14 protein-coding genes are annotated in these 13,285 nt (G+C 29.7%); 4 read left to right on the top strand and 10 right to left on the bottom strand.

The window, feature by feature from the left end; all coding sequences use genetic code 11:
- The first annotated feature begins 8 nt into the window (after positions 1-8).
- From KFW21_00950 to KFW21_00935, 4 genes are read left to right on the top strand one after another with little or no spacing between them, the layout of a single operon-like run.
- Positions 9-593, top strand: coding sequence for a phosphatase PAP2 family protein (locus tag KFW21_00950; protein MDK2818000.1), 585 nt, complete (start codon positions 9-11; stop codon positions 591-593).
- Positions 590-2,191: a motility associated factor glycosyltransferase family protein gene (locus KFW21_00945; GenBank protein MDK2817999.1), complete on the top strand. Its 1,602-nt coding sequence runs from the start codon at positions 590-592 to the stop codon at positions 2,189-2,191. The genes KFW21_00950 and KFW21_00945 overlap by 4 nt, the downstream gene beginning before the upstream one ends.
- Positions 2,170-2,889: an MBL fold metallo-hydrolase gene (locus tag KFW21_00940; GenBank protein ID MDK2817998.1), complete on the top strand. Its 720-nt coding sequence runs from the start codon at positions 2,170-2,172 to the stop codon at positions 2,887-2,889. The genes KFW21_00945 and KFW21_00940 overlap by 22 nt, the downstream gene beginning before the upstream one ends.
- A complete protein-coding gene (locus tag KFW21_00935; GenBank protein ID MDK2817997.1) occupies positions 2,868-3,554 on the top strand; it encodes a hypothetical protein in 687 nt (228 codons plus the stop codon). Before KFW21_00940 ends, KFW21_00935 begins: the two co-directional genes overlap by 22 nt.
- 91 nt (positions 3,555-3,645) lie before the next feature.
- Here the strand turns inward: KFW21_00935 and rsgA are convergent, their stop codons facing one another.
- Genes rsgA through KFW21_00885 form a run of 10 tightly spaced genes read right to left on the bottom strand, consistent with a single transcriptional unit; the run spans position 3,646 to position 13,260 of the window.
- Positions 3,646-4,725: a ribosome small subunit-dependent GTPase A gene (gene rsgA / locus KFW21_00930; protein ID MDK2817996.1), complete on the bottom strand. Its 1,080-nt coding sequence runs from the start codon at positions 4,723-4,725 to the stop codon at positions 3,646-3,648.
- 9 nt (positions 4,726-4,734) lie between these two features.
- A complete protein-coding gene (locus KFW21_00925) occupies positions 4,735-6,678 on the bottom strand; it encodes a hypothetical protein (protein ID MDK2817995.1) in 1,944 nt (647 codons plus the stop codon).
- 39 nt (positions 6,679-6,717) lie between these two features.
- Positions 6,718-7,710, bottom strand: a complete 993-nt coding sequence (locus KFW21_00920) for a V-type ATPase subunit (GenBank protein ID MDK2817994.1) — start codon at positions 7,708-7,710, stop codon at positions 6,718-6,720.
- 4 nt (positions 7,711-7,714) lie between these two features.
- Positions 7,715-8,023 carry a hypothetical protein gene (locus KFW21_00915; GenBank protein ID MDK2817993.1) on the bottom strand — a complete coding sequence of 103 codons (309 nt, stop codon included), beginning with the start codon at positions 8,021-8,023 and terminating at the stop codon, positions 7,715-7,717.
- Complete coding sequence (locus KFW21_00910) at positions 8,024-8,473, bottom strand: universal stress protein (protein ID MDK2817992.1); 450 nt, start codon at positions 8,471-8,473, stop codon at positions 8,024-8,026.
- Positions 8,463-9,131 (bottom strand): V-type ATP synthase subunit D, encoded by a 669-nt coding sequence (locus KFW21_00905; GenBank protein ID MDK2817991.1) that lies wholly within the window; start codon positions 9,129-9,131, stop codon positions 8,463-8,465. Before KFW21_00905 ends, KFW21_00910 begins: the two co-directional genes overlap by 11 nt.
- 35 nt (positions 9,132-9,166) lie before the next feature.
- Entirely contained in the window at positions 9,167-10,558 is a 1,392-nt protein-coding gene (locus KFW21_00900; GenBank protein ID MDK2817990.1) for a V-type ATP synthase subunit B, read from the bottom strand.
- On the bottom strand, positions 10,558-12,348 hold the full coding sequence (locus KFW21_00895; protein ID MDK2817989.1) for a V-type ATP synthase subunit A: 1,791 nt from the start codon (positions 12,346-12,348) through the stop codon (positions 10,558-10,560). Before KFW21_00895 ends, KFW21_00900 begins: the two co-directional genes overlap by 1 nt.
- On the bottom strand, positions 12,345-12,935 hold the full coding sequence (locus tag KFW21_00890; GenBank protein MDK2817988.1) for a hypothetical protein: 591 nt from the start codon (positions 12,933-12,935) through the stop codon (positions 12,345-12,347). Before KFW21_00890 ends, KFW21_00895 begins: the two co-directional genes overlap by 4 nt.
- A gap of 25 nt (positions 12,936-12,960) precedes the next feature.
- A complete protein-coding gene (locus KFW21_00885; GenBank protein ID MDK2817987.1) occupies positions 12,961-13,260 on the bottom strand; it encodes a V-type ATP synthase subunit F in 300 nt (99 codons plus the stop codon).
- Between the last annotated feature and the right edge of the window lie 25 nt (positions 13,261-13,285).

Raw genomic sequence — 13,285 nt, 5'->3', positions numbered from 1 at the left:
GGTGCCCTGTGAAAAAAAAAACTCAAGAAAAGAAATTTCTTTATACAAATAATACTACAGAGAAAAGATCATTACTTACATTTTTAAATCTAGATCATATATTCTTAAAGCTCTTCACCAAAACACGAAAAAAACATCTAACCAGAGTCGCTATTTTCTTTACAAAATTAGGTAACGGACAACTTTGGTTAATTTTTGCTTGTATGACTTTTATTTATGATATTCCTATAGGAATTACTTTTCAATTTGCAATTTTGATACAGCTTTATATTCAAATATTATTAAAAAATATTATTAAAAGAGCTAGACCTTATCAAAAATTTTTAGACTTAGAAGCATTATATATACCACCAGACCCCTATTCTTTCCCATCAGGACATACCTGTGCTGCCTTCACAATGGCTTTTACAGCTAAACTAGCCTTTCCTATTCTTTGGCCTTATTTCTTAGTAGTAGCTCTTATTATCGCATTTTCTCGTATTTATCTCGCTGCTCATTATCCTTCTGATGTCTTTGCAGGTATTATTATTGCAAGCTTTTCTGTAAGGATAGCTCTTATTTGTTCAAACTTAGTAACAGGCGTGATGTTATGAATCTAATCTCTCGATTAGCGAAGAGTGGATCACCTCTTATTCTAACAACAGAAGGAACTTATACCATACAATATGATAATAAATATGTTCATAGCAGTAAATTTCCTATCAAAGAAGCTCAAAAATTAATTAATACCCTTCCTAATATTGATCAGAATGATAAAAACAAAACTCTTATTATAGCTTGGGGTACAGGACTCGGTTATCATATAGAAATGCTTATCGAACAAGGGTATCATGTCCTTGCTATCGAATTTCGTCCTTCTATTGCAAAAATATTCCAACAAGTATTCCCTACAGACAAACTGATTGGTTTTATTACTAATACTACTACTAATGAGCTTTTTGATTTTTTGGTTGCTTTAGACACAACACAGTATCAAAATTTTATAGATCTTCCTATGTTAGGTCTTGCTATACCTACAGCATTATACAAGCAATCCAAACAAGGTAAAAATGCTATTCTATCTCAACACAGTCTACATTGTGCTTTAATTGAATCTTGGTATTATAATATTATCACCAATATTTCTTTATCTATTCATCCTTGTATTGGATATACACATGATCCTATTTTCAAAAATCAAACTCTCGTTATTTGTTCTGCAGGTCCTTCTCTAAAAGAAAGCTTACCTTATCTCAAAAAAAATCGTGATAAAATCACTTTATTAGCAGTTGATACCGCTTTATTAAGTTTAGTTCAAGCAGACATTATTCCAGATTTTGTCCATTCTGTAGATGCTAAGATCCATAACATAGCTGATTTTAGAGGGATCTCTAGTTCTATTTTTCAACAAATATCCCTACTTGCTGATATTACTCTAGACCCTCAAGTTACTAATCTTCCTTGGAAAGACGTGTTGTTTTTATCTACTTCCCATCCAATCAAACAAAATCAAGAATATGTTTTGAAACGAACCGTACTACAACAATATCTATGGGACAATCATATTCGTTTTCCAGAAACCCAAACGGGTGGCTCAGTAGCAACTTCTGCATTTTATCTAGGGATAGCATATCAAGCCAAAAAAATATTATTAGTGGGACAAGATCTAGCATATACCAATAATAGAGGACATGCTGTTGGATCACCTTATGATATGGAATATCGTTTACAAAGCTCTCGTACTAATACTTTAGAAACAATACATCTTAAAAAAATACCTTTTCATAATAAAAAAATATTAGCTATTGATCAAAGTTATACCTATACAGATGACCTATTAGCTCAATTCAAATCATGGTTTGAAATTACTCTAAAAGACAATCCTTTATTATCAGATATTGCAATCAATGCTTCTGAAAATGGTGCTTTATTTCAACATTGGATACATACTCCTTTATCTCAATATAATATATCTATTACAAATTCCAAACAGCCTTATAAAATCTCTCACTATTCTCAAGAAAAAATTATTGCTTTATTAAAAGAATTACAAATCCTTCCTATGAATATAGATAATTCTCACCCTATTTGTAAAGAATTTTTTTACAAAGAACATAATTATAAAGCTCTGTATTCTTTTCAAATTCCTAGAAAAACTAATTTATTTCACAAAAAAATTCGGAATGTTTTATGTCAACTCCAGTACTCATAGCCCCTAATTTGTACCAATTACCAGCTCTCAAACCAGCTTGTAATTGTTATTTAATAAGAGGAGAAAAAAATACTCTAATAGATGTAGGTATTAGAGAAAATTATGATCATCTCTCTCATCAACTTCAAGAGTTAAATTTGTCAATTTTAGATATTAATGATATAATTTATACACATTGTCATTACGATCATACTGGTGCTGGTGAATTTTTTCCTCACTCAACTGTTTATTCTCATCCAATATGCAAAGAAAAACTGCTTTATCAAGATGATTCTTGTATCTATGCTTTAAAATATCAAATAGCCTTACCAACACGAATTCCATCTATCACTATAGATTCAAATGATTATTATAACAATGGTGATTATCAATTTTTAATTCTTCATACACCGGGACATTCTGACGATAGTATCTGTCTTTTAGACATTGAAAAACAAATTCTTATCAGTGGTGATACTGTTTTTGCACAAGGTATACCAGCATTAATAACCAATTCAGGAGCTGATGGTAGTTTGATATATAGTATCAAAAAACTTCAAAAATATAATATACAAATGATCCTTCCTGGGCATGGTAAAATAGATTATGATGGAAATAATACACTAGTTAAAACACAAGAGAATATTATTAAACGCATACAACAAAAAAATACTACTATCCTCAAGGAGGCAGAAAAATGTCAGTTAACAAAATATTAATTGTTTTATTAACATTAATTACTTCATATTCTTTATCTTATAGTCAAGAATATGAACATCCTAATAATAGCTATAATAAAGCATTAAAATATTACCAACAAGATAATCTTGGTAACGCTATGTTTCATACTAAAAGAGCTTTCCTATTAAATCCTACTGATAAAAATATTCGAGAATTATTTTATACTATTAGAAAAGACATAGGACTTCCTCAAATTTATTCTAATGATAGTTTTAGTAATATTTTATTTAGTAATATATTTAGTCAACTCCGACCTCAAACTAATGCACTTATAGGATCACTATTATTTTTATTAGGATCACTATTGCTATCTTGTGTTCTTCTTAACAAAATAGCCAAACATAAAAATATAGCTATTATAGCAATATGGATTAGTTTTATTTTTTCAGGTATTAATTTTATTCAAGCAACAGTACAGTACTATTTATTTTTTATTCCTGATCAGCGTATTGTTCTTACAAAAACTAAAGCTTATGAAGAAGCGTCTACAGAGAGTCTTTATTTATTAGATTTACCTGCAGGAACAGAAGTTAAAGTTATTGTACAAAATCAAGAATTCTATCTTATTAGAACTTTAGATGGCAAAGAATATTGGATTACTCCTGAATTTATTCCTCCATTATGGGATAAATTATCTATATAACAATAACAAATTTCATCCAATAGATTACAGAAAAAAACCACCTTATAGAAGGTGGTTTTTGTATTTATTTCAAATTTATATTTTCATAATATTAACGAAGTCCACGACGACAGCTTTTTTTACGAGCACTTTTTGTCCATTTAGCCAATCTATTGGATTGACTTTTATCTACATGACGCCCGAATTCTTGTCTTTTCATTAATAATTCAAGAGACTCTTCTCTTAGTTTACGCCAATTGTCAACTCTTTCTTGATCTAAAATGCCATTTTTTATAGCTTCGCACACTTTACAATCTGGCTCCATATCATGCAGACAATCTCTAAATCGACATTGTTTTGCTAGATCTTCTATGTCTGCAAAACTTTCGTTTAGTGCTTCATCCCCATCAAGCCATACTCTTAATTCTCTAATACCGGGATTATCAATTAAAATACCACCATTATCTAAAAAAAGCATATCTCGAGATGTTGTAGTATGTTTGCCTTTATTGTGTTTACCTATATCATTAACAGTTTGTTTTTGATGCCCAATACCTAATAATACATTGACTATTGTTGATTTACCTGCTCCTGAAGAACCCAAAAAAACACTAGTTTGACCCTTATTAGTATACTGTTCTAAGATAGATAAAGTTTCTGGTTTTAGAGCATTTGTTACAAGAATAGGCGTATTATTCACTAATTTTTCAGCTTCTTCTAAATACGGTTTAGCATCTTCAATAAGATCTACTTTATTGAGAATCACTACAGGTTTTGCATGACTTTCAGCGATTAAAGCCAAATATCTTTCAATTTTACGAGGATTAAAATCTTCAAATAAAGAAACAACAAGAAAAATAGTATCAGCATTAGCTGCTATGATTTGTTCTTGAGATGTTTTACCTGAAACCTTTCTTGATATTTTACTTTTTCTAGGTAAAATACTTTCTATCATTGCATATTCTTTTTCTAAAGTACACATTACCCAATCACCAACAGCAGGCCATTGTTCTTTAGGAAGATCTTTTCTTAGTTTACCTCTAATACGAGCATAATAGACGCCTTCTTGACAAGCAAGATCGTATCCTGAGTTATGTTTTCGAACAATACGAGCAGGAATAAAATCATTTACACCTAAATATTGTTCAAAAAAAGAATTCCAGCCTAATTTTTCTAAAGATGATTTTTCCAATGAATACTCCTAAGATTTATACACAATAGGTTTAAATAGACGACCAGTTCCTCTAAAGAAACGCATAAAAAATTCATAATATTCTAATCGTAAAGTTTGGATACCTACAATGAATCCTTCCATACCAATAACAAAAATATTGCCTATAATTACTATTATATAAGCCATTAAAGTATCGCCTCCAGCCAGGTCTCTCAGTGTGAATATTGCCATCATTAAAGCTGTATGTGTCAATGCAAACGCTCCTATTCTTACAAAGGAAAGAGTATTAGTGAGCATAGATAAGAAAAATTCAAACATATCAAAAAATCCCATCCACCAGTCTTTAATAGAGCCATGTCCATAAAATAAAGCTTCCCAAATTCTTTCTAATCCTAAGAATAAGCTTAAAATTCCAAAAATATAAAACAAAGAAATAGGAATAGTTACACCTTTAATCATCATATAACCCATACTTAATACAATAATATAAATAATAAATGCAATTAAACCTTTATGAGAAAAAATCAATACATCCCATTCTCTCATACGGATAGCATTAATAATACCTAACACATAACTAAAAGAAATAACACCTATTCCAAAAAAAATTGCATACATTAATATCGTATTGATATTATGCATAGGACTTAACCACAAAGGTTCTGGTACCCAAGTATACAATGTAGATTCATATCCAAAATAAGACCCATAAAGAACACCAAAAATAGTAGACGACATCCCTACCCATATCATTAGCCCAAAAATTATATTAAAATTAGATTGTTTTTTAAATAATTTTCCAAAAATACCACATAATAATAATAAAGCACCTTGTCCTACATCACCAAACATTGCTCCATACATAAATACATATAATCCAGCAAAAAGAATTGTAGGATCAATTTCCTTATAATTGGGAATTCCGAAGGTAGTTACTAATTGTTCAAAAGGTTTAAATATTTTTGGATTTTGTAATTTAGTAGGAATATCTACTTCTATTCTAAATGTTTCTGTATCTGTTACTGTTATTTCAAAAATATCACCACATAATGTTTTTAATTTTTTTTGTAATTCTCTATATTTACTTGCTGCAATCCATCCTGATAAAAGTACAAAATGTCCTGCTTGTTTCATTGAATGACTCACTTCTAATATCTTAGCATATAATTTTAAAGAATCTGCAATATTATCTAAAATATCAATAATAACAGGCGTTATTTTTTTGATTTCAAACTCTAACATCTCTTCTTGATCACAAATTATAGTATACTCTAATCCTAGTTTCATCATATTTGCGATACCTTCACCGAAAAATTCTTCAGGAAGACCATAATTTATAAAATATAATTGTTCTAATAAAGTAGTTAATTCTTCTTTTTGATTTTCAGGAATAGTAATGAATACAATTTCAGAATCATTAACATGTCCTTCTGTTAATAATTCCCCATTAAAACGACTAAATTCTTGTTTCAAGATAGATAAATTAGAAATATTAATCAGTCCTAAAATAGAATACATAGTAGCAGATTCATTAACAATCACTTTTTTATTGTTACGCTGAGTATCCATATACATACGAAGTCCTGCTATTTTGATAGCAACTTTTTCTTTGTTTTTTTTAATAAGATAATATCTTTCTTCTAATTGATCTTTTTTAGTTTTATATTGACGAATAGTATCACTCATAAAAGGAATAGTATAAGCAGGGGTTTCCTTTGTTATTAATAGAGATACAGTTCTATAGGGATGAAAAAACAATTCTAACTCTTGATTACTTTTTTGAAGATCAGAAATTAATTTTTTCTTACCTGTTGTATTTTCGTGAGACCATTTGTTTTCAGTATCTGATGCTAATGATGAATACGCAGAAAGTTCAAAAAAATTTGATTCTATAATTAATTTAGAAACATCCTCCACATCTTTTTGAAGAAGTAAGATATCTAATAAAATCATTTTTTGTGTTACAAACATAAAGTTAACCCTCTTTAATTAATATCCTTATTTCTAATTTTATAAAAATTGCATAATATCTATTTTATTTACTTGTAAAGATTTTGCTTCTAATATCGTTATTATTTTTTTATATTGTATTTTTTTTAATTGTATGAAAGCTAAAAAAGAGGCAATACTAGTGAGATCTTTATGTAAAAAACGAACACAACTTCTCTCTAATTCTTTTTGAAATGTCATTTTTAGTGTAATTGCATTATTAGGTAAATCTTCATTTATATAACCTATTTCAGCTAATATTTTATAAAAATCTATATGTGATGTTGTAAAAGCTAAGTCATTCCATTTATCAGTAGGTATCAATGCCGTCAAATTTGGTACATATTTTAACGCTTCTGTTGATGCTACATTATAATGAAATTTATATCTATACAAAGATACCAAACGCTCGTGTAATAATGGAATTAAAAATAATTTTTTAATAGCCTTTTTACTATCTATATCCAAACTTTGTGAAACATGATAAACTTGATTAATATAGTAATTATCTAAGGCTAATTCCCAATATAAAGCATTTTTTTCTTGTTCTACTTGTTCCAAAATAGGCCTGAACATATTGTAAGGCGTATAATCTAATAATTGAATAAGTTCACTAATACTTCTGATTTCAGAAAGTTTTTTCAGAGTAATAGTATCCGTAAATTGATAAGGATAAAAATGATTTTGAAATTTTTGAGAAATAATCATACGAACAACATTTTTAAGATTATAGATTTCAAATTCATAGAACATTTCTTTAATAAAACGCTTACTAGATCCAGAAGAAGTTGACATAGCAACCTTTAAATATTCTAAAATTGAATTTTGAGTAGATAAAATAAATTTTTGAGAAGATGTTGTATCTAGTATTTGATGTTTTTCTTTATTAGCAACTTTAATCATAAAAGTCGTTGCATCTTCTTGGATACATTCTTCTAATTCTTTTTGAGAAAATAAAGATTTATTCCAAGATCTAACACGGACAGATAGCGGTATATATTGTACTGATATCATATCTCTACTCTTTCCAAAACATTTTACAAACAATTTGTAAAATGTTTTCTTTTTTATTTTCAAATTCAGAAGTTAATATTTCTCTAGTATTTCCACTGGATTTCAGTAGATTTGTTTTATATTCTTCTACACGCACATACATATCTTGTTGAAGTTCTGTATTTTTTTGAGCTAATTCTTGGACAAAATGTTCTCTCATTTTAGCTTTTTTTACAGAAAAATCGTTATTTATTTCTAGAATTTTTTGTTCACTATCTTTACGCATCTTGATAAGAGTTTCTTCAATATCACAAATTTGATCAATAATAGACATTTACTTATCTCCTGCAATCATAATAGATAAACCTGAGCGTAATAATTTCTTTTCTAAGACTCCAAATGATTCTATAAAACTATCACTATTTTTAGTAGAAGTAATCATAACAAACTTTTGACTAGATGGATCATTTTTTATGAACTTATAAATCTCAGTATAAGGTTCTCCCTCTAATAGAACTGTTTCTATAGCTACATGAAAAGAATCTGCTATATTTTGTGCATATTTAAGATATTTTTCAGCATCTCGTCTAAGACTTTCACCAAAAACATCTGATTCTTCTTCTATAAAAATTTTATAACGTTGTAATTTTGCTAAAGAGTCTTGATCTAGTACATTTATAGCAACAATTTTTGCATTAAGAGAAGCTGCTATTTCTACTGCTTTATCAATAGAAAATTTACTTTCATCAGATCCTGTAATAGGAACAAATATTTTACATATCATGAAAATTCTCCTTTGTAAGAGCTTGATTTTTACGTTGCTTATCTTTAATTCTTTTTATTTGAAATAATGTTTCTCTATCTTTTTCTTCTAATATTTCTTTAATAAATTTTATTGTATCTTGAGTATCAGGTATAACAAAATTTTCTAATGCGTTAATTCGTCTTTGTGTTTTTTTGATTTCTGTAATTAGTTTCCATGCCGTACTTTCTAAATAAGCAACTTCTGCCATTAAAGGTTTGATTTCATTCGTCAACTGCAGTAATTTATCAAAATTTGGACTGGTTCCTGAAATACCCATAGGTACAACAGATTTATTTTTAGATAGTTTTTCTGTAAAAAACAATTTTGGTGCAACAACGCCCATTACAGAATAAGACAAAACATCTACTTCATAATCTTGAACTATACTAGTTACAATCAAATCTAATATAATACTCCCACTTTCAAGACGCACTAATGATAATTGTGAAAAAATTGTAAATAATTTCTCATCAAGTTTTGTACGAGCTTCTCTAATTTGAGAAACAAGGTGTGTTAGATTGATAACCAACACTTCACGCTTTTGCTCTAAAAGTCCGTGTCCTTCTTTGGCTAAAATCAAATCTTCTGTAAGTGTTATATAATTACTTTTTGTAGGAGTTATATTTTTCTGTGCCATATTATACCTTTATAATTTATCATTATTCAACATTATTAATCATCATTACTACCTTTGTAGTAACGAATTAGATCTTTAGTACTTATATTTGTCAATTCACTTTTAGGAAAAATAGATAAAATTTCCCATGCAAGATTCAAACTTTCTTCAATAGATCTATTTACATGAAAACTTTGATTAATAAATACATTTTCAAATTCTCTCCCAAATTTCAAATATAAACGATCTAAATGAGACATTTCATCCTCTGATACAATAGCTGCAATAGCACGAACTTCTAAAGATTTTGAATAGGAGGCATATAATTGCATAAATAATTTTGGATGATCATCTCTAGTCAATCCTTCACCGATAGCATCTTTCATTAATCGAGATAAAGATGGCATCAAATTAATAGGAGGTAGAATATTTTGACCATTTAAGTTTCTATCTAATACAATTTGCCCTTCTGTAATATAACCTGTTAAATCAGGAATTGGGTGTGTGATGTCATCACCAGGCATTGTTAAAATAGGTACTTGGGTAACAGATCCGTCTTTCCCTTTTACCCTACCAGCTCTTTCATAAATCGTAGAAAAATCAGAATACATATAACCTGGAAATCCTTTACGAGAAGGAACTTCGCCACGAGCTGCTGCTATTTCTCTTAATGCCTCAGCATAGGCTGTCATATCAGTAAGAATCACTAACACATCCATTCCTTTATCATAAGCTAAAAATTCTGCCAAAGTTAATGCTACTCTTGGAGTAACTAATCTTTCTATAGCGGGATCATCTGCATAATTCAAAAATAATGCTGTTGTATTAAGAGCTCCTGTTTCTTTGAACGAATCAATAAAATAAGTTGCATCATCGTGTCTGATACCCATAGCTGCAAATACTACGACAAAAGGATTTCCACTTTTTGATTTTGCTTGAGCTGTTAATTGTGCTGCTAGCTGATTGTGAGGAAGACCTGCACTAGAAAAAATAGGTAATTTTTGTCCCCGAACTAGAGTGTTCATGACATCAATTGCTGAAATACCTGTTTGAATAAAATCATGTGGATATTCTCTTTCGACAGGATTTAAAGGTTCACCATTAATATCTCTGTATTCTTCTGCATCAGGCATACGAATTCCATCAATAGGAGCTCCTAAACCATCAAATACTCTACCCAACATTTTTTCAGAAACGCCCATTTGAAAAGTTTGTTGTAAAAATTTGATTTGTGTCGTATCTGGTTCAATACCTGCTGTATGTCCATATAATTGCAATATAATAGATTCTTTATTTACTTCAATAACGACAGCTAGTTTTGTAGACCCATCTTTTAAAGTAACTTCAGCTAATTCACCAAAAGAAATATCAGGAATAGATTTTAGTACCATCAAAGGACCATTAAGTGATTTCAAGCCTTTATAAGATTTTTTAATTTTTAAATCCATCAGTTTGCTCCCTTAATAGCTCTATCATATTTTAAACGCAAACTATTAAGTTCATCTGTTATTAATAGAGAGAGTTTATCAAATTGATCAAGCTCATCATTTTTAATATCTAAGCGTGCACGGATAATCATAGGAAAACATTGTAATGCACGAATTTCAAAAATAGGAGCACCCATTTGAATAATAGATTCTGTCTCTTTATAAAACAATATAATTAATTTAAGAATAGCAATTTGTTTTTTAGGAACAGTATACATATCTACATCATCGTAGGCGTTTTGTTTGAGAAATCCTTCTTTGAGCATATGAGCTACTTCAAGTACTAGTCGTTCACTATCTGGCAAAGCATCAGGACCTATTAATTTTACAATTTTTTGTAATTTTTCTTCCCGTAATAACAAATTATACGCCTCTTGCCTTATCGTTATTGCATCTACATCTATATTCTTTATCCACCAAGCAGATACATAATCTACATATTCACTATAACTATGAATCCAATTAATAGAAGGATAGTGTCTTGCTGATGCCAAAGCTTTGTCTAATTGCCAAAAAGCACGAACAAAACGTTTTGTGTTTTGAGTAACAGGTTCAGAGAAATCTCCTCCAGGAGGTGATACCGCAGCAATCATTGTTACTGATCCATTCATACCACTTTGCACTTGAACATTTCCCGCTCTTTCATAAAATGATGCTAATTTAGAGCCTAGATATGCTGGAAAACCTTCTTCTGCAGGAATTTCTTCTAAGCGTCCTGACAATTCTCTCAATGCTTCAGCCCAACGAGATGATGAATCGGCCATTACAGCTACATCATAACCCATATCACGATAATATTCAGCAATAGTAATACCTGTATAAATTGAAGCCTCACGAGCTGTTACAGGCATATTCGAAGTATTTGCTATCATTACTGTTCTATCAAAAAGTGGTCTTCCAGTATGTGGGTCTATTAATTGGGGGAATTCTTCTAATACTTCCGTAATTTCATTTCCACGCTCTCCACACCCTACATAAACAACAATTTTAGCATCAGACCATTTAGCTAATTGATGTTGAGTAATTGTTTTACCTGTGCCAAATCCACCAGGAATTGCAACAGCTCCACCCTTTGCCACAGGAAAGAAAATATCGACAATTCTTTGTCCTGTAATTAATGGTTCTGTAGGCAAATATCTTGTTTTATAAGGTCTTGCTAATTTTACAGGCCACCGATGGGCTAATTTGAGTTCGTGAATAGTCCCATGCTCATCCTCTAATGTTCCAATAACTTCATCTACCGTATACTCACCAGCACTTACAATAGATTTTACTGTTCCTGACATATTTGGTGGGATCATAACACTATGTAATACCAATTCTGTTTCTGGTACTGTTCCTATAATAGCCCCTTTATCTAGTTTGTCATTTACAGATATTTTAGGAGTAAAGTCCCATTTTTTACTTTTATCAAGAGGTGACACATAGATCCCTCTTTTTAAGAAAATACTTTTTGATTCTTTTGCAATTGATTTTAAAGGTCGTTGGATACCATCAAATATTTGAGATAATAATCCAGGTCCTAATTCTACAGATAAAGGTAAGCCTGATCCATAGACAACATCGTCTAATTTTAGACCTTCTGTTGCTTCATATACTTGAATAACAGCAGATTTTTCTTCAATACTTAAAATTTCACCAATTAATTTGAGATGAGAAACATAAACCATTTCCATTAATTGGATAATATCAAGGACTTCCATTGTTACAAGAGGTCCATTGATACGAGTGATTTTTCCTATTAATTTCACAAGCTCTCCTTCAATATCTGCATAGAAATATTCAATAATTGTTCTTTTCTTTCTATAAATAATGTTTCAAAAGTTAAATCAACAACAACTCCACTTTCACCTTCTACATATAATCCAGCTTTTATTTTTTGTGAGCTTTTCGTATGTCCTGAAATAGATAAAGATAATAATAATTGTTTTACAAAATCTACATCATTCTCATTAACAGTAATAGTTATTTTTATACCGTTCAGTGCTTCATTAACTTTTTTAAGCCATGATTGTAGTATTTGTTGATATTCTTGTCTATTCATTTGTACATAATCTAACAAGGATTTTTTTAGTTCTATAAGTAAAAAATCTGTAAACTCTTGTTCCAAATTAAGTTTTTTGTTAGTTATAACAAAATCTTGCTCTGCTTTGAGCATACTCTCTAGTTTTAAGTAATGATTTGTACTTTCATAAATTTTGTTTTCTTGATCTAATTCTAATTCTTCACCTAATGCAATAAGAGATCTAGTTCCTTCGAGTTTTACTCTATTAAACTGATCTTCTATTTCTACACGAACTTGTTCTTGGATGTAAGTGACCATATCTTTCAACGCCATAGAGATCCCCTAATTAATACTATTATTATTGACCTATTGCTTTTTTTATATGCTGCATTAATTTTTCACCAGCATTAAAATCACCTTTAGATGAGCTAATCTCAAGGATAATAACAGTATTTTTTGATAGACGAACTACTTCTATTTCTTTTTTTAAAGCTATTGCATAACGAGCTGATATTACCAAAAGAGCTAAGTCTTTTTGATGGATAGCATTATCAAAAACTTCTAATAATTCTTGATGATTAGATGGAGATATCGTCTCCATTCCAGCTAAACTAAAAGCAGTAGATACCTGCTCTCCAACCAGTGCTAACACTTTCATAATATAATCCTTAGAAATAAATCTA

The organism is Spirochaetota bacterium, assembly GCA_030154445.1.
Lineage (GTDB): Bacteria > Spirochaetota > Brevinematia > Brevinematales > Brevinemataceae > Brevinema_A.
This window is presented reverse-complemented; position numbering and strand designations above follow the sequence as displayed.